Origin of the sequence: Antarctobacter jejuensis, assembly GCF_052266595.1 — a bacterium.
Taxonomy (GTDB): Bacteria; Pseudomonadota; Alphaproteobacteria; order Rhodobacterales; family Rhodobacteraceae; genus Antarctobacter; species Antarctobacter jejuensis.
Map to the genome: position 1 here is coordinate 223178 of NZ_JBQQXJ010000005.1, position 15740 is coordinate 238917.

16 protein-coding genes and 2 pseudogenes are annotated in these 15740 nt (G+C 61.6%); 9 read left to right on the forward strand and 9 right to left on the reverse strand.

All coding sequences use genetic code 11. The features are described from left to right. Window positions 1–3: 3 nt before the first annotated feature. From ACTXGA_RS09450 to phnH, 6 genes and pseudogenes are all read right to left on the reverse strand, one after another. Window positions 4–954 (reverse strand): magnesium transporter CorA family protein, encoded by a 951-nt coding sequence (locus tag ACTXGA_RS09450; RefSeq protein WP_443393016.1) that lies wholly within the window; start codon window positions 952–954, stop codon window positions 4–6. Continuing rightward, window positions 954–1739 (reverse strand): phosphonate C-P lyase system protein PhnK, encoded by a 786-nt coding sequence (gene phnK, locus ACTXGA_RS09455; RefSeq protein ID WP_443393018.1) that lies wholly within the window; start codon window positions 1737–1739, stop codon window positions 954–956. Before phnK ends, ACTXGA_RS09450 begins: the two co-directional genes overlap by 1 nt. Further along, window positions 1726–2121, reverse strand: a complete 396-nt coding sequence (locus tag ACTXGA_RS09460; RefSeq protein WP_443393020.1) for a VOC family protein — start codon at window positions 2119–2121, stop codon at window positions 1726–1728. Before ACTXGA_RS09460 ends, phnK begins: the two co-directional genes overlap by 14 nt. Continuing rightward, window positions 2118–2993, reverse strand: a complete 876-nt coding sequence (locus tag ACTXGA_RS09465; RefSeq protein WP_443393022.1) for an alpha-D-ribose 1-methylphosphonate 5-phosphate C-P-lyase PhnJ — start codon at window positions 2991–2993, stop codon at window positions 2118–2120. Before ACTXGA_RS09465 ends, ACTXGA_RS09460 begins: the two co-directional genes overlap by 4 nt. Window positions 2994–3403: 410 nt before the next feature. Further along, the gene (locus ACTXGA_RS09470; protein WP_443393024.1) at window positions 3404–4489 is read right to left on the reverse strand and encodes a carbon-phosphorus lyase complex subunit; all 1086 of its coding nucleotides are present in this window, start codon (window positions 4487–4489) and stop codon (window positions 3404–3406) included. Between the two features lie 3 nt (window positions 4490–4492). Continuing rightward, window positions 4493–5059: pseudogene (gene phnH, locus ACTXGA_RS09475) on the reverse strand (phosphonate C-P lyase system protein PhnH). A gap of 57 nt (window positions 5060–5116) precedes the next feature. Here phnH and ACTXGA_RS09480 point away from each other — a divergent pair. The 3 genes and pseudogenes from ACTXGA_RS09480 to ACTXGA_RS09490 all read left to right on the forward strand — a co-directional run. After that, a pseudogene (locus tag ACTXGA_RS09480) lies at window positions 5117–5302 on the forward strand (UTRA domain-containing protein); the annotation flags it as partial. 103 nt (window positions 5303–5405) lie between these two features. Further along, on the forward strand, window positions 5406–6587 hold the full coding sequence (locus tag ACTXGA_RS09485; protein ID WP_443393025.1) for an alpha-D-ribose 1-methylphosphonate 5-triphosphate diphosphatase: 1182 nt from the start codon (window positions 5406–5408) through the stop codon (window positions 6585–6587). 919 nt (window positions 6588–7506) lie between these two features. Beyond that, the gene (locus tag ACTXGA_RS09490; protein WP_443393027.1) at window positions 7507–7743 is read left to right on the forward strand and encodes a DUF1127 domain-containing protein; all 237 of its coding nucleotides are present in this window, start codon (window positions 7507–7509) and stop codon (window positions 7741–7743) included. Window positions 7744–7822: 79 nt separating this feature from the next. Here the strand turns inward: ACTXGA_RS09490 and ACTXGA_RS09495 are convergent, their stop codons facing one another. After that, the gene (locus ACTXGA_RS09495) at window positions 7823–8254 is read right to left on the reverse strand and encodes a hypothetical protein (protein WP_443393029.1); all 432 of its coding nucleotides are present in this window, start codon (window positions 8252–8254) and stop codon (window positions 7823–7825) included. A 230-nt stretch (window positions 8255–8484) separates the two neighbouring features. Here ACTXGA_RS09495 and ACTXGA_RS09500 point away from each other — a divergent pair, with 230 nt between their 5' ends. Beyond that, window positions 8485–9006 carry a Crp/Fnr family transcriptional regulator gene (locus ACTXGA_RS09500; protein ID WP_443393031.1) on the forward strand — a complete coding sequence of 174 codons (522 nt, stop codon included), beginning with the start codon at window positions 8485–8487 and terminating at the stop codon, window positions 9004–9006. A 97-nt stretch (window positions 9007–9103) separates the two neighbouring features. Here ACTXGA_RS09500 and rpsD read toward each other — a convergent pair whose 3' ends face one another. Next, window positions 9104–9724 (reverse strand): 30S ribosomal protein S4, encoded by a 621-nt coding sequence (gene rpsD, locus ACTXGA_RS09505; protein ID WP_443393032.1) that lies wholly within the window; start codon window positions 9722–9724, stop codon window positions 9104–9106. A gap of 263 nt (window positions 9725–9987) precedes the next feature. Here rpsD and ACTXGA_RS09510 point away from each other — a divergent pair, with 263 nt between their 5' ends. From ACTXGA_RS09510 to gcvA, 5 genes are all read left to right on the forward strand, one after another. Next, window positions 9988–10791, forward strand: a complete 804-nt coding sequence (locus ACTXGA_RS09510) for an EAL domain-containing protein (protein WP_443393151.1) — start codon at window positions 9988–9990, stop codon at window positions 10789–10791. A 185-nt stretch (window positions 10792–10976) separates the two neighbouring features. Continuing rightward, the gene (locus tag ACTXGA_RS09515; RefSeq protein ID WP_443393033.1) at window positions 10977–12152 is read left to right on the forward strand and encodes an acetyl-CoA C-acetyltransferase; all 1176 of its coding nucleotides are present in this window, start codon (window positions 10977–10979) and stop codon (window positions 12150–12152) included. Between the two features lie 189 nt (window positions 12153–12341). Then, window positions 12342–13064, forward strand: a complete 723-nt coding sequence (gene phbB, locus ACTXGA_RS09520) for an acetoacetyl-CoA reductase (RefSeq protein ID WP_443393035.1) — start codon at window positions 12342–12344, stop codon at window positions 13062–13064. Between the two features lie 179 nt (window positions 13065–13243). Next, the gene (locus tag ACTXGA_RS09525; protein ID WP_443393037.1) at window positions 13244–14176 is read left to right on the forward strand and encodes a VOC family protein; all 933 of its coding nucleotides are present in this window, start codon (window positions 13244–13246) and stop codon (window positions 14174–14176) included. 300 nt (window positions 14177–14476) lie between these two features. Beyond that, complete coding sequence (gcvA, locus tag ACTXGA_RS09530; protein ID WP_443393039.1) at window positions 14477–15418, forward strand: transcriptional regulator GcvA; 942 nt, start codon at window positions 14477–14479, stop codon at window positions 15416–15418. 53 nt (window positions 15419–15471) lie between these two features. On the opposite strand, the gene ACTXGA_RS09535 is transcribed toward gcvA, so the two are convergent. Further along, window positions 15472–15648 (reverse strand): YdcH family protein, encoded by a 177-nt coding sequence (locus ACTXGA_RS09535; RefSeq protein WP_443393041.1) that lies wholly within the window; start codon window positions 15646–15648, stop codon window positions 15472–15474. Window positions 15649–15740 lie beyond the last annotated feature (92 nt).

Genomic DNA, 15740 nt, shown 5'->3' on the forward strand with positions numbered 1-15740 from the left:
CGGTCATAGCCAGCCCTTCCATCTGAAGAACAGGAACGATCCCAGCGCCGATCCGGCCATCAGGCCGGTGGCGATCAGGTACCCATACGGGTGGTCAAGTCCCGGCAGCACCTCGAAGTTCATGCCATAGACAGAGGCGACCAGCGTCGGCGGCAGGAACAGCACCGCGACCACCGAGAGGGTGCGGTTGGCGTTGCTCTGATCCAGATTGACCATGCCAAGGACAACATCCGTCACATGGGCCACCCGCCCGGTCAGGAAGTCGGCGTGCACGACCAAAGAGCGAATGTCCCGCGTGTGCGCCTTGAGCACCAGTTGCAGATTCTGACCGGATTTTTTGGGGATGTTCAGCGAAAAGGTGGTCAGCGCCCGCTCCAGCGTCAGCAGCGACAGCCGGTAACTGGCCAGTTCCTCGCCCCGTTTCCCGACGGTGCGCAGCGTCGTCTTCAACTCATCTTCTGGTTCGTCCCGCTCAAAAAGATCGCGGGCGGCAGAGTCCAACGCGTGACCCGTGCCTTCGAGCAGATCGGCGACGCGGGACACGATTTCCTCGATCAGGCCAAGGAACAGATGCAGCGGCCCGCCGCATCCGGTCGCGGTGAGTGCCGCGTGGTCCGGAAAGGTCTCGAAACTACGCGGCGCATGATAGCGGACGGTGATCATGCGGGTCGGCGTCAGCATGAAGGCGACGGGACCAAAGGTACGGCGCTTGTCCGCATCCAGTCCCGGCAACATGACTGTCAGCACCTCGGTTTCGCCCTCCCGGTAAAGGCGGTTGGAAACCTCGATCTCCTCCATGTCCGCCAGCGACGGGACCTGAATGCCCAGGACCTCGACCGCCTGTACCTCCTCGGGCGTGGGGCGGTAGAGATCGATCCAATGCGTGCCTTCTAGCGACGCGCCGGGATCCATCGCGTGTAGGCGATTGTCTTCTATTCGATAGGCTTTGATCATCAGACTTGCAGCACCGAAGAAACCAGAAGTTGGGTGTAGGCGTGTTGCGGATCGTCCAGCACCTGATCGGTCAGACCGGATTCGACCACGTGACCATCTTTCATCACCATCAGACGATCCGCCAGCAGTCGCACAACGGCAAGGTCATGGGTGACGATGATCGCGCTCAACCCCATTTCGCGCACCAGCCCGCGCAAAAGGTCCAGCAGACGCGCCTGAACGGAGACATCCAACCCGCCGGTAGGTTCGTCCATGAACACAAGTCGCGGCCCCGTGACAAGGTTGCGTGCAATCTGCAGGCGCTGCTGCATGCCGCCGGAAAAGGCAGTGGGGCGGTCGTCGATGCGTGAGATGTCAATTTCGACCCGGCCCAGCCAGTCTTGGGCCTGTTCGCGGATTTCACCGTAATGCCGCGCGCCGACCGCCATCAGCCGTTCCCCAACGTTGCCGCCCGCGCTGACATTCATGCGCAGGCCGTCGCGTGCGTGCTGATGGACAAAGGCCCAGTCGGTGCGCCCCAGCATGCGGCGTTCTGGTTCGCACATGGTGGCTGTGTCTTTCAGCCCCTCCGCGCGGGTGTCGAACAGCACGCGCCCCCGGTCGGGTGCCAGATGACCGGCGAGGCAATTCAGCAAGGTGGATTTCCCTGAACCGCTTTCCCCCACGATGCCCATGACTTCGCCGGGGTAGAGGTCAAAGGACACATCGGCGCAACCGATCCGTGCGCAATAGCTTTTGGCGACTCCATCGACCTGCAACAGTGGACCAAAGTCAGCGCGGGTCATAGGAAAACTCCAGCCTTGTGCCGCCGGGCTCACGGATGATGAAGTGCACCTTCGGTCCTTTGCCGGAAAACTCGGGCGCGAATTCCACAAAGACGCCGGGCCAGTCCTTGACCCGCTGGAACAGGGCGTTCAGCGTCTCCTCGTCCGGGACTTTCAGCGCGGTGTGATGCAGTCCGACGTTGTTGTGCCGGTCAAAATCCGCAGGCACAGGGCCCTTTTGCTGCCAAAGCGTCAGCTTGGCATGGCCGTTGGTGACATAGGCCGCCGGGTAGTCGGGATTTCCGCCGAACTGCTCCCAGCCAAGGCAGGACAGAAAGAAATCGCAAGAGGCCTTCAGATTGCCCACGGTCAGACCAAGGTGGTCAATGCCCAGTGTCGTCATGCGGAGGTCTCCTCAGTCGCGGTGTTGTTTCCGGCATGGCCCGCCGCGCATCGTGTTCTGCAGTAATCGGTGTCGGAACAAACGAACATGCGCCCTCCGTCATCATCCACGATCACCTCGTCCAGGTAACTGTCCTCTGCCCCACACAGGTCGCAAGGCGCGTCAGCCTTGCTTGCCTCAAATGGGAAGTCCTTGAAATCCAGACTGACGACCTGCGTATAGGGCGGCAACGCATAAATGCGCTGTTCGCGCCCCGCGCCGAAGAACTGGATCGCGGCGTTACCGGACATCTTGGGATTGTCGAACTTGGGGATCGGAGAGGGATCCATGACATAGCGGCCCTCGACCTTGACCGGATAGGCGTAGGAGGTCGCGATCTGCCCGTGGCGCGCGATGTCCTCATACAGTTTCACATGCATGAGGCCGTAATCTTCCAGCGCGTGCATCTTGCGCGTTTCGATTTCCGAAGGTTCGAGAAAGCGCAATGGCTCCGGGATCGGCACCTGATAGACAAGGATCTGATCTTCGGTCAGCGGTTCCTCGGGGATGCGGTGACGGGTCTGGATGACCGTCGCCTGCGCGGTTTCCTCGGTCGTCGGAACCCCGGCTGTGCGCTCAAAGAATTTGCGGATCGACACCGCGTTAGTGGTGTCATCGGCCCCTTGGTCGATCACCTTGAAGGTGTCATCGGGCGTCAGCGTCGCGGCAGAAACCTGCACACCGCCAGTGCCCCAGCCATAGGGCATGGGCATTTCGCGGCTGGCAAAGGGCACCTGATAGCCGGGAATGGCCAGTCCCTTCAGGATCGCGCGGCGGATCATCCGCTTCGTCTGTTCGTCGAGATAGGCGAAATTGTAGGCCTGTTCAGTCATCCTGTCGCCCTATTCGCGGCATGCCCGGTCAGCATGGAAGCGTTTGCCAACCTGTGGAAAAATGTTTGGACCCGACCGGATCTGTGTTTTGCGGCCCTTGTCATTGCGGCGATCTGCGGTCTCTTGTCTCTTGTTCGAGAAAGACCGCGGCCCCGGCGGCGGCGATGACTGTGGCGGCGGAGACGACTGACGCCACGGAACCGCTAAAATCCCCTGCGTTTCTCTGCTGGTCGAGCGGACAGATCATATTCTTGCCCTCTTTCGAAAGTAGCCCTCGAGGCTCAACAACGCTGCCTGGAGGTTCTATATGTTTACCGTTGTCTCTGCCCTACTTGTCGTCTTCAGCCTCGCGCTCATCGCCAAGGTGATCCACGCAAGGAAGAAAACCGACAACTGATCGGTCCGGACGCTCATCCCGCCGCCTCCTGCTGCCCGCTATCCCCCTCGCGTCGCAGGCGTCGCACCAATTCCAGTTCGGACTGGAAGTCGACGTAATCCGGCAGCTTGATGTGTTCGAGAAAGCCGGTCGCCTGAATGTTGTCCGAGTGATAGAGGACAAATTCCTCATCCTGTGCGGGGGCGCCCATGTTGTCCTCGCCCAACTCGCGCCAGCGCAGCGCCCGGTCGACCAGTGCCATCGAAATCGCCTTGCGCTCGGTCTGACCAAAGGTCAGGCCGTAGCCGCGGGTGAATTGCGGCGGTTCGGTCTTTGAGCCGGTGAACTGGTTGACCGTCTCGCATTCGGTCACCTCCACCTCGCCGATCTCGATGGCAAAGCCCAGTTCGGGAATGTCCATTTCTACGGCAACCGTGCCGATCCGCAACTCGCCGACAAAGGCGTGGTTGCGGGCGTAGCCGCGTTGCGTGGAATAGGCCATCCCAAGGACAAAGCCCTCATCCCCCCGTGTCAGCGCCTGCAGGCGCAAAGCGCGGGAGCCGGGCAGGTCCATCGGCTCTCGGGTCAGGTCAGGCGGAGTTTCGTCTGAAACCTCCTCGGTCTGGATTAATCCCTCACGGTTCAGAAAGCCGGTGATATGGGGTGTCGGCTCTTTCCGGGGTGTTCCCTCGGGGGCGGCGGGGACCTCGCCGTCGGCGGCAAGCTTGAAGTCCAGCAGACGGTGCGTGTAGTCGAATGTCGGGCCCAACACCTGCCCGCCCGGCGCGTCCTTGAAGGTCGCGCTGATACGGCGGATGCAGGCCATGTCGGCGGTTTCGATGGCGCGGGTCGCGCCAAATCTGGGCAGGGTCGTGCGATAGGCGCGGATCAGGAACACGGCTTCGATCAGATCGCCGCGCGCCTGTTTGATCGCCAGCGCGGCAAGATCCGGATCATACAGCGAGCCTTCGGCCATCACTCGATTGACGGCCAGTTTTAGCTGTTCGCGGATCTGCGCGACCGACAATTCGGCAATCGACGTATCCCCGCGCCGTTCCTCCGCCAACCATGCGTGGGCGTTTTCAATGGCGCGCTCCCCGCCCTTGACGGCGACATACATCGCTTATCCTCCAACCCTTGTGCTGCGCGGCAGGGCGGCAATGCGGCTGCCCGCACAGAAAAAGGCGTCCCACCCCAGAGGAAAGCGCGCCGCGTTGATCTGAAAGGCCCGTGTTTCGGGCAACGACAGCCGGGCGATATCGCGAATGCCGGGGCCGGTCAGTTGTGCCCCGGCTTCAGAGATATCCGCCATCTCGACGATCAGCGTGGCCGAACGGTCCGGGTTTGGCGCGGTGCCGATGCGAAAGCGGTCCAGCGGGTGCAGGGCCTGCCAAATGCCTACTGCGAAATCGCAGGCTTCTGCCCCGGTCAGCGGCGCGCCACAGTGAAAGGTGATCCAGTCGCGTACGGCTCGACAATCGCAATCACCGGCAAGATGGACACTTGTTTCCGGATCGCAGAGCGTCAGCAACAGCGCCCCGGCGGCAGGGGACAGCGGCGCTGGCGGCGTGGCACCCGTGGTCTGCTGAACCGTTCACGGCCGGGCCATGGCCTGCATCGCGGCGCGGAACGCCCGCGCTGCGTCCACCGGGGCATTGCCGAATCCGCCTTTGAGAACCTCGGTGTCCATCAACCCTCTCCCCGCACCATCGTGAAGAATTCCACCTTTGTCGCCGCGGCCTTGGCGGCGCGGGTGTCGACCCGGGTGACGGCGCAGCTGGCTACGCCGACTCAGGCGGCGCGCCTGCGGCTGCCACAGGGGGCCCCGATCCTGCGCACGACCAGTGTGAGCATCGATCCGGACGGTCGCCCGATAGAGTATGGGCGCAGTTGGTTTGCAGGTGACCGGGTGACCCTGACACTGGAATCCTGACGGCCGCTTGCCCTTGTTTTCATGCTGATTCATCGCCCATGTCACCCGCGTGATACAAAGGGCGCGTAAAGAGGGTGAACACAAAACGGCCAAGAGCAGTCAGATGTCCGTTGCCCCATCTTCGCTGCGCCTGACAGGCGCGACCATATTGCGCGACGGCGCGCTTCAGACCCGCTCTGTGGCGATCGAGGATGGCCGCATTTCCAAGGGTCCGCTGCCCGAGGTGGACCTGACCGGCTATTACGTATTGCCCGGCATCATCGACCTGCATGGCGATGCATTCGAACGGCATCTGGCGCCGCGCCCCTCTGCCCCCTTTCCCATCCGTACGGCATTGCGCGCAACAGACCGGGACGCAGCCGCAAATGGGGTGACCACCGCCTGGATGGCCCACAGCTGGAGCTGGGAAGGCGGCCCCCGCAGCCCGGACCACGCCGAAGCCGTCCTGACCGCGCTCGACACCTATGCCGACGAGGCGTTGACTGACCTTCGTGTGCAGATCCGCTGCGAAACACATACGGTAGATTCAGCTGACCGACTGTTGGCGGCGGTGAGGCGACACCAAGTGGACTATGTCGTATTCAACAACCACCTGCCGAAAACGCTGGAACTGGCCGAAACCGATCCCGCGCGCCTGATCCACTGGGCGCGTCAGGCGGGGCGGAGCGTCGAACAGCATCTGGAACAGGTCCGCATCGCCGAGCGTCAGAATCGGGACGTGCCCCGTTATCTCTGCCGTCTGGCCGAGGCGTTCGACACGCTTGGTGTGTGCTATGGCAGCCATGGCGACAAGGACGGAGAAACGCGCGAATATTACTCGCAGATCGGCGCGAAGATCTGTGAGTTTCCGACCCGCCGGGCGGCCGCAGCCCTTTCGCGGGCCGTAGGCGATCCGATCCTGATGGGTGCACCAAACGTGGTTCGGGGCGGCTCTCAATCGGGCAACATCGGGGCGCAACTCCTGATCGAAGAACGGCTATGTGACGCGCTTGTGTCCGATTATTATTACCCTGCGCTGTCACAGGCCGCGTTTTCCCTTGTCGAACAAGGGGGCATGGACCTGCCGCGCGCCTGGTCGATGATCTCTTCGAAACCGGCGGAAATCCTGCGCCTGCCCGACCGGGGCGTGATTGATTACGGACGCCGGGCCGATCTGGTCGTGATCAATGCCGAAACACACGCCGTCGAGGCGACAATCTGCGGCGGTCGTATTACCCATCTGGCTGGCGAGGCTGCCCACCGTTTTCTGGCCACGCGTAACGAAATTCGCCTCGCGGCAGAATAGGGCGCCCCCTACTCCCGCAAGACCTGCAAAATCGAGATGCCAGCACCCACTGCCACCACTTTCGCATAGTTTTACTAACTTTTAGGTCAGGAATTTCACAATGTTGTCACCGCTTGAACCTATCAGAGGCCCAGTTGAGTGCGACCTTTACCCAGCGTCCACCAATTTCCGGGCGCCGGGTGGTAATGAGTATGTTTCACCAGTGATTTTCATGACCAGTTTGGGCGGCCGCAAGGTCGCCCTTTTTCGTTTGTCGTTTCCAAATGCCTTCGATTGGCAAGCCCATCCGCCCACCGGCCTCCGGGCAGTCAACTGACTGCCCGAAATGCGGAACTGCCGGGCGGGACGTCCCTAACCGGCACCAGAGCGGTCAATGGAGGTCTTCGCCGCCCTTGGTCGGACAGCGGCGCAGGAGAACCGGAATAATTTTCAGGATCACAGAACGGTTGCTGTCACCGGTTTCGCCCCGGTCGACCGACTGATCTCGCGGTCCTTGAACCAGATCGCCCTTACCGTCGCATCGGACAAACGGTTCATCATGCGAAAAGGGTGGATTTGCCTGCACTCGACGCTCCGGTGATCCCGAACATCGCCAATTTTTCGATGGAGAGACTCACGGCTTCCGCGGCGGCATTCGCGCCGAAGCGCATTGTCAGTAGTTGAATGCAAGGCACGCGGAATCCCCTTTTTTCTGGGGGCGCACCTGCGGCGCGCGCTTGCCTGCCGCGTGACGTTTTCAAAAACTTTTGTAACGGCGTCAGTCACATGGCCCGGCTGCCGGTTTTTCAGGCGGACCTTGGATCAGCCATGCGCGGGCGTGGTGACGGGTATGCAGAAGCACGCATGGCGCTGCAGTGCAGCATGACCTAATTTTGTCTGCATGGGGGGCAACCCATTCAACCAATGTGGAGTCCTGAAAATGGCAACTATGCACAATGACAGCGCACCGCGCGGCAACCTGATCGCAGGCGTTTTTCACGGCGTCGGCGCACTGTTCACGTCGATCTTCGAGGGCCTTGTCCGGATCGCAGAGGCGAATTCGCGGATCAAGGAAGTCGAACGGCTGAACGCGATGTCGGACGCAGAGCTTGACGCGCGCGGCCTGAAGCGCACCGACATCGTGCGTCACGTCTTCCGCGACGCGATGTATATCTGAACCTTCGGCGGGACGACGCTCGTCCGGCCCATATGACCGCCGCGTCCCTTACAGGGCGCGGCGTCGTCATTTCCGCGCGTTACTGTTGCGCGGGTTGCATCATCCTTTCGTGCACGGCAGCCATTCCGCGATCCGCCATGTCGGTGACTTCGTCAGCGTGCCGTTGCAGGGCCTCGACCAGTTCGGGCGCCTTTGCCGTTTGCACAACAACAACCCCCTCTTCCGTGACCTCAATCTCTGTCGCGATCTCGTCGCCCCGCAAAAAGAACAGGTCCAGCGTGGGGCTTTGAATAAAGACCTGCGGGTCCCGCCCCTCTTCGACGCGCGCGATCATTCCGGAAACATGGCTGACCAAGGCCGACATGACCTCTGGATCGGTTGAGCGGGTGACCGTGCGTATGCCATTGGGCAGATGCGTCACGCGGCGTTCGAAGGTCCGAAAATTGCGGAACATTACCGCCATTTCCGCGCTTTCCTCTGGCGTTGCGTCCAACCCGCGCAAGCCAGGCATTGTCACCTCATCATGCCCGGTGCCGTCTGCACCGTGATGAAGGCCAAACACGGGACCATGCCCCGACATTTGTGCCGAAACCGGTGGTGAAAGAGCAACCCCGGCGGACAGGACTACCGCTGTGACCAATGGCGTTTTCCAATTCATGTCTCTCTCCCTGTTGTCCTGCAAACTTGATGCGTGTCGCAAATGCATGACACGGCTTCACGCTTCGCCATATGATACCGATCATGTCAGGCCCGTTTGACCCGGTTTTCAAAGATGCCCGCCAGCGGGGCCTTGCCACGGGTGAGACGCTGTTCCGCGGCGGCGACGCCTGTACCGCAATGTTTCTTGTCCGCAGCGGGCAGGTTGGCCTTGTGCGGCATTCGCTATCGGGTGCGCAGTTGAATTTGCACAGTGCCGGACCGGGGGAAATCATCGCCGAGGCGTCTGCCTACAGCGAAACCTACCACTGTGACGGGGTGGCAGAAGCGGACTCTCGGCTTTCCGTTTTGCCCAAACCGCTCTTCCTGTCCCGGCTGGACGCGGATCCCGCGTTGGCGCGGGCATGGGCCACGAGACTTGCGCAGGGGCTGCAACAAGCCAGGTTGCGGACAGAGATCAGGGGGTTGCGCAGGGTTTCCGACCGACTGGACGCATGGCTGTCCGCAGGGGGGCATGTGCCGGCGCATGGCGAACTGCAGCGTCTGGCGGAGATCCTCGGCGTCAGCCGTGAGGCGCTGTACCGGGAAATGGCGCGCCGTCGCTGAGCCGACTGCAGACCACCAATCGCAAAACAACAAAGGCCGCCCGATTGGGCGGCCTTCGGCAAACTCTCAGGTGCAGCGGGGCAGAGCCCGCACCCGATTAGTTCTGTGCGTAGAATTCGATGACGAGGTTCGGTTCCATCTGGACGGCATAGGGAACGTCGCCAAGACCGGGGGTGCGCACGAAGGTCGCGGTCATCTTCGAGTGGTCGGCCTCGATGTAATCGGGCACGTCGCGCTCGGGCAGTTGGGTGGCTTCGAGAAGCACGGCCATCTGCTTGGACTTTTCGCGGACCTCGATCACATCGCCTTCCTTGACGCGATACGACGGGATGTTGACGCGCTTGCCATTCACGAGCACGTGGCCGTGGTTCACGAACTGGCGTGCGGCAAAGACGGTCGCGACGAACTTGGCGCGGTAGACAACGGCGTCCAGACGGCGCTCCAGCAGGCCGATGAGGTTTTCACCGGTGTCACCCTTGATCCGCTCAGCTTCGGCGTAGATGCGGCGGAACTGCTTTTCGGTCAGGTCGCCGTAGTAGCCTTTCAGCTTCTGCTTGGCGCGCAGCTGCAGGCCAAAGTCGGAAATCTTCTGCTTGCGGCGCTGGCCGTGCTGGCCGGGGCCGTATTCGCGGCGGTTGACCGGGGACTTCGGACGGCCCCAGATGTTTTCGCCCATGCGGCGGTCGATTTTGTACTTGGCAGACGTGCGTTTTGTCACGGCTGATCTCCTTCGTCAGGGTTTCGAAGGGCGTTGTCCTCTTCCCGGATTCGGCCGGAATGACAGGAATCCCCTTGCGGGGGCCACCAACACCAATGAAGGCGCGCTTATACGCGGCCCCGCCGCCGAGTCAAGCACCGGGAGGCGAGCCCTGAAAAATTGAACCAAAGATGAACATTAACGAATGTTTTACCCGCCGCACGCCAAATGAGCCCCAGTAACGGACGGAGGCGATCGTGGCACGTCATACTGCTGAACGCGACATGGAAACGCGCAACGCATTGGAACATGCAATCATGACCCGCGACGCATCGAAAATGGACATGGTCCGGCATGCGATCCAGCACCGGCAGGTCATGCTGGCCTTTCAGCCTGTCATGCAGGCGCAGGCGCAGGATTTCATCGCCTTTCATGAAGGGCTGATCCGCGTGCTGGACGAAACCGGCCGTGTAATTCCCGCTGCCGAGTTCATGGATACGGTCGAAGACACCGAATATGGCCGCCTTCTGGATTGCATCGCGCTGGAAAAGGGGCTGGATGAACTGGCCCGTGTTCCCGGTCTGCGCCTGTCGATCAACATGTCCGCCCGGTCCATCGGCTATCGCAAATGGATGCGCGTTCTAAACAAGGGATTGGATAAGGATCCCACCGTGGCGGAACGCCTGATCCTCGAAGTGACCGAATCCTCGGCCATGACCATTCCGGAACTGGTCGTCACCTTCATGGATGAGCTGCAGTGCAGGGGAATCACTTTCGCGCTTGATGACTTCGGCGCTGGCTACACGGCTTTGCGTCACTTCAAGGCGTTCCGTTTCGACATCCTGAAAATTGACGGCGAATTCTGCAGTGGCGTCGCGATGGATCCCGACAACCAGGTTCTTGTCGGCGCGATGGTCAAAATCGCCGAACAGTTCGACATGTTCACCGTCGCTGAATGCGTTGAGACGCAGGCCGATGCGGATTGCCTTGCGGCACTTGGGGTGGATTGCCTGCAGGGCTACCTCTTTGCTGCCCCCACGGTCCGGCCCGCGTGGCGGACAGAAAACAGCGATCGTCGGGCCGGGTAAGGACCGTTCAGCCTCCAATACGCTCCGCACGTACCCGCTATGCACGAAAGCCTGAGACACCCTGTCCGGTTCTTGTACGCCTCCAAATCCGCTATTGCGCCTTACGTCAAGTGAGGGTGGAATGAATTTGCATAAGGCGAATTCGCGTCTTGCCCCGATGCACCCACTTGCCTGGAGGACTATACATGACCAACGTCGTTATCGCGTCAGCTGCCCGGACCGCCGTCGGCAGCTTTGGCGGTTCCTTTGCCAACACACCGGCGCATGATCTTGGCGCTGCCGTTCTGGAGGCGCTGGTTGAACGCGCCGGCATCGCCAAGGAGGATGTGTCCGAGACCATTCTCGGCCAGGTGCTGACAGCGGCCCAGGGTCAGAACCCGGCCCGCCAGGCGCACATCAATGCCGGCCTGCCGAAAGAAGCCGCCGCCTGGAGCATTAACCAGGTTTGTGGCTCCGGCCTGCGCGCCGTCGCACTGGGCGCACAGCACATTATGCTGGGCGATGCCTCGATCGTAGCCGCCGGCGGCCAGGAAAACATGACCCTGTCGCCCCACGCCGCGCATCTGCGCGCCGGGCACAAGATGGGTGACATGAAATACATCGACACGATGATCCGCGACGGTCTGTGGGACGCCTTCAACGGCTACCACATGGGCCAGACCGCTGAAAACGTGGCCGATCAGTGGCAGATCACCCGCGACATGCAGGACGAATTTGCCGTCGCTTCGCAGAACAAGGCCGAGGCGGCCCAAAAGGCCGGCAAGTTCGACGATGAGGTGATCGCCTACACCGTGAAAACCCGCAAGGGCGACATCGTGGTCGACAAGGACGAATACATCCGCCACGGCGCGACCATGGAAGCCATGCAGAAACTGCGCCCGGCCTTTACCAAGGACGGCTCTGTTACCGCGGCCAACGCTTCGGGCCTGAACGATGGCGCCGCCGGTGCGCTGCTGATGTCCGCCGATGAGGCCGAAAAGCGCGGCATCGAACCGCTGGCGCGCATCGCCTCTTACGCAACTGCCGGGTTGGACCCGTCGATCATGGGCGTCGGCCCGATCTACGCCTCGCGCAAGGCGCTGGACAAGGCAGGCTGGAAGGTCGACGACCTCGATCTGGTCGAAGCCAACGAAGCCTTCGCCGCGCAGGCCTGTGCCGTGAACAAGGACATGGGCTGGGATCCTGCCATTGTGAACGTCAACGGCGGTGCCATTGCCATCGGTCACCCGATCGGTGCCTCGGGCGCACGTGTTCTGAACACCCTGCTGTTCGAGATGCAGCGCCGCGGCGCCAAGAAAGGCCTCGCTACGCTCTGCATCGGTGGCGGTATGGGCGTCGCGCTCTGCGTGGAGCGCCCCTAACATCGCGGCATTCGCATATCAGGGGCGCCTTGGGGCGCCCCTTTTTCTTGGGGAGGCGCCCGCAAGGGCAAAGGCCGAAGGTCAGAACAAAATAGACCGGCCGAAAAACGCGCAATATTGTTGCGACAACCCGATCACCCCTGTAACAAAGTTACAATAGCAAGATACTCAAGACTGGAGGACACCCCCATGGCACGTGTAGCACTCGTCACCGGCGGCAGCCGCGGCATCGGCGAAGCCATTTCCAAGGAACTCAAGGCCGCAGGCTACGAAGTCGCCGCTACCTACGCGGGCAACGACGAGAAGGCCGCTGCCTTCACCGAGGCCACCGGCATCAAGACCTACAAGTGGAACGTGGCCGACTACGACGCCTCCAAGGCGGGCATCGCGCAGGTCGAGGCCGACCTTGGCCCGATCGACGTGGTTGTCGCCAACGCAGGCATCACCCGTGACGCGCCCTTCCACAAGATGACCCCGGAACAGTGGAAAGAAGTCATCGACACAAACCTGACTGGCGTTTTCAACACCGTTCATCCGGTCTGGCCCGGCATGCGTGAGCGCAAGTTCGGCCGCATCATCGTCATCTCCTCGATCAACGGTCAAAAAGGCCAGTTCGCTCAGGTGAACTATGCCGCGACCAAGGCGGGGGATCTTGGCATCATCAAGTCGCTGGCCCAGGAAGGCGCGCGCGCCGGCATCACCGCCAACGCCGTCTGCCCCGGCTACATTGCGACCGAAATGGTCATGGCGATTCCGGAAAAAGTTCGCGATTCGATCATTTCCGGCATTCCCGCCGGTCGTCTGGGTGAGCCTTCGGAAATCGCACGTTGCGTGGCGTTCCTCGCCTCTGACGACGCCGGTTTCATCAACGGCTCGACCATCTCGGCCAACGGCGCGCAGTTCTTCGTCTAAGACGCTTGCACCGCACCGAATAAAGAAAAGCGCCCCAATCGGGGCGCTTTTTTCTTTCGCGAAACGTCCTGTGCCCGTCGGCCTGCCTGTGCGGAAACGCACCAAGGCGGCGCACCGTCACCGGTTACTTGGCCCTCATGCGCATTATATCCTTTTGCAAGCGCACAAGGAGGATGAACATGCTGACCCAGATCAACGGCCTGCACCACGTCACGTCGCTGGCAAGCGGCGCGCAGACCAACAATGATTTCTTCACCCACACGCTCGGCCTGCGCCGCGTCAAGAAAACGGTGAATTTTGACCGGCCGGACGTGTATCACCTGTATTACGGCGACGAACACGGCACACCCGGCTCCGTCATGACCTACTTTCCCTTCCCCAACGCCTCGCCCGGCAGACCCGGCGCCGGAGAAGTGGGCACCACCGCCTTTTCCGTGCCAAAGGACGCTCTGCCGTGGTGGGGAAAGCACCTGTCGGACAAGGGCGCGACGGGTCTGGCCCGCACGGAGCGCATGGGCGAAGACCGCCTGATGTTCAAAGGTCCCGATGGCGACGGCTTTGCCCTTGTCGCCGTCGAAGACGACCGCACGCCTTGGCACAGCACGGATGTTCCCCCCGATGTCGCGATCCGCGGATTCCACTCCGCCGACATGCGCCTGTCCCCACGCGGCGCGGCCGCCAGCGCTGAACTTCTGACCTTCATGGGATATGAAAAACTTGAGGCAGAAAACGACGTCACCCGCTTTCGTGTCCCGGGCGGCGGCGCGGCTGACCTGATCGATATCACGCAGGTAGAGGCAGCCGAGGCCGAACAGGGCGCGGGCAGCGTGCATCACATCGCCTTTTCCGTGGACAACCGCGCCACGCAACTGGAGGTGCGCAAGGCGTTGATGGATACCGGGTATCAGGTGACCCCGGTGATCGATCGGGATTACTTCTGGGCGATCTACTTTCGCAGCCCCGGCGGCGTGCTGTTCGAAGTGGCGACAAACGAACCCGGTTTTGACCGCGATGAGGACACCGCCCATCTGGGTGAGGCGCTCAAACTGCCGACGCAGCATGAACATCTGCGGCCCGATCTGGAACAGACCCTAGCCCCCATCGCAGACTAAAAGAAAACGCCCCCGGAGCCAAATGGTTCGGGGGCGTTTCCGTTGTCCGTCCAGACCGGCGGGAGGGAGTGTCCTGCGGTCAGCGGCGACGGGCGAAGAGAGCTTGCCACAACCCGGCGACCATGGCGCCGCGGGCGGCATGGGCCTTGTCGATGGCTTTGCGGTGGCTGGTGTCGGTGGCAGATTCGAACATGGCGGACCTCGGGCAACAGGGATACTTGACTGGGATCAAGATACGCCTCACGAATTCAATGAACAAACGAGACTTTGACGCCACTCAGTTAAGGAAAACTTGCCCAAATGTCCGATCGCCTGCCGCCCCTGACCGCGCTGCGCGCCTTTGAGGCGGCCGCCCGTCACATGTCCTTTGCCCGGGCGGCGGATGAATTGCACGTCACGCCCGCGGCCCTCTCCTTTCAGATCAAGAACCTTGAGGAGCATCTGGGCGCGCCACTGTTTCGTCGCCTGAACCGTGCCGTGGAACTGACAGAGGCCGGGCGCATCCTTGCCCCCGGCACGACCGAGGGGTTCGAACGGCTGATCGCCGCATGGCGCGCAACGCAACGCCTGCAGGACACCCGCGCGCTTTCGGTGACCGCCGGCCCTGCCTTTACCGCCAAAAGCCTTGCCCCGCGTCTTTACGGCTTTGCCCAGGCCCATCCGGAAATCGAACTGCGGTTCATCGCCGGTCTGCGCATGATGGATTTCGACCGCGATGAAATCGACGTCGCCATCCGCTATGGCTTTGGCGAGGATCAGGGCCTGTTCAGCGAGCATCTGATAGACGAAGGCATCACCCCGATGATGCGGCCCGATCTGGTCAAACGCTTTCCCACGCCGCATAGCCTGATGGACGCGCCGCTGTTGCATGATGCATCTCTGGACTTCATGGATCCGCCTGCAGACTGGCCGGTCTGGTTCCGCGCCTGCGGGATTGATTTCACCCCCACCCCCGCCGCGCGTTTTTCACAAGCCGATCACGCGCTGGACGCGACGCTTGCAGGCAGCGGCATCGTGTTGTCACGGACATCGCTCGCACAGCGTTTGCTGGCCTCCGGCCAGTTGGCTGCGCCGTTTGACATCGCGCTGACCTCTCGGGCTCGGTTCCGGTTCATCTGCGTGCAGGGCACAGAGACTCGCCCGCAGATCGCGGCGTTTCGTGAGTGGCTTTTTCGGGAAATCAGGGCATTGCCCACCGGGCTGGAGGGCAAGACGCTGGTATCCGTCGAAGACCTGCCCTGAAACAATCCCGCAGAGCCTCAGCGCCGCGACCGTCAGGACAGGTCCAGTATCGATTAGACGACGGCTTCTGGCGCCAATCGCGTGATTTCTTCCTTGATCCTCAGCTTCTGCTTTTTCAGGTCCGCGATGCGCAGGTCATCCACGCCCGGGGCGCGCTGTGCTTCTTCCACTGCCTCCGACAGTGCACGATGCTTCTTTTTCAGTTCCTGCAAGTGCGAACTCAAGCTCATGGGATCCTCCATTCGGTTGATGAGAGCCCCACTGCAGCACAGATTTTTCAGCAAGTCACGCTGCAGGTGCACAATGGCTTCATAAGAATGTA

What these genes read in the sequence shown, in the direction of transcription:
- ACTXGA_RS09450 (WP_443393016.1), bottom strand. Translation starts at nt 954, where the DNA reads ATGATCAAAGCCTATCGAATAGAAGACAATCGCCTACACGCGATGGAT.
- phnK (WP_443393018.1), bottom strand. Translation starts at nt 1,739, where the DNA reads ATGACCCGCGCTGACTTTGGTCCACTGTTGCAGGTCGATGGAGTCGCC.
- ACTXGA_RS09460 (WP_443393020.1), bottom strand. Translation starts at nt 2,121, where the DNA reads ATGACGACACTGGGCATTGACCACCTTGGTCTGACCGTGGGCAATCTG.
- ACTXGA_RS09465 (WP_443393022.1), bottom strand. Translation starts at nt 2,993, where the DNA reads ATGACTGAACAGGCCTACAATTTCGCCTATCTCGACGAACAGACGAAG.
- ACTXGA_RS09470 (WP_443393024.1), bottom strand. Translation starts at nt 4,489, where the DNA reads ATGTATGTCGCCGTCAAGGGCGGGGAGCGCGCCATTGAAAACGCCCAC.
- ACTXGA_RS09485 (WP_443393025.1), top strand. Translation starts at nt 5,406, where the DNA reads ATGTCCGTTGCCCCATCTTCGCTGCGCCTGACAGGCGCGACCATATTG.
- ACTXGA_RS09490 (WP_443393027.1), top strand. Translation starts at nt 7,507, where the DNA reads ATGGCAACTATGCACAATGACAGCGCACCGCGCGGCAACCTGATCGCA.
- ACTXGA_RS09495 (WP_443393029.1), bottom strand. Translation starts at nt 8,254, where the DNA reads ATGCCTGGCTTGCGCGGGTTGGACGCAACGCCAGAGGAAAGCGCGGAA.
- ACTXGA_RS09500 (WP_443393031.1), top strand. Translation starts at nt 8,485, where the DNA reads ATGTCAGGCCCGTTTGACCCGGTTTTCAAAGATGCCCGCCAGCGGGGC.
- ACTXGA_RS09510 (WP_443393151.1), top strand. Translation starts at nt 9,988, where the DNA reads ATGGAAACGCGCAACGCATTGGAACATGCAATCATGACCCGCGACGCA.
- ACTXGA_RS09515 (WP_443393033.1), top strand. Translation starts at nt 10,977, where the DNA reads ATGACCAACGTCGTTATCGCGTCAGCTGCCCGGACCGCCGTCGGCAGC.
- phbB (WP_443393035.1), top strand. Translation starts at nt 12,342, where the DNA reads ATGGCACGTGTAGCACTCGTCACCGGCGGCAGCCGCGGCATCGGCGAA.
- ACTXGA_RS09525 (WP_443393037.1), top strand. Translation starts at nt 13,244, where the DNA reads ATGCTGACCCAGATCAACGGCCTGCACCACGTCACGTCGCTGGCAAGC.
- gcvA (WP_443393039.1), top strand. Translation starts at nt 14,477, where the DNA reads ATGTCCGATCGCCTGCCGCCCCTGACCGCGCTGCGCGCCTTTGAGGCG.
- ACTXGA_RS09535 (WP_443393041.1), bottom strand. Translation starts at nt 15,648, where the DNA reads ATGAGCTTGAGTTCGCACTTGCAGGAACTGAAAAAGAAGCATCGTGCA.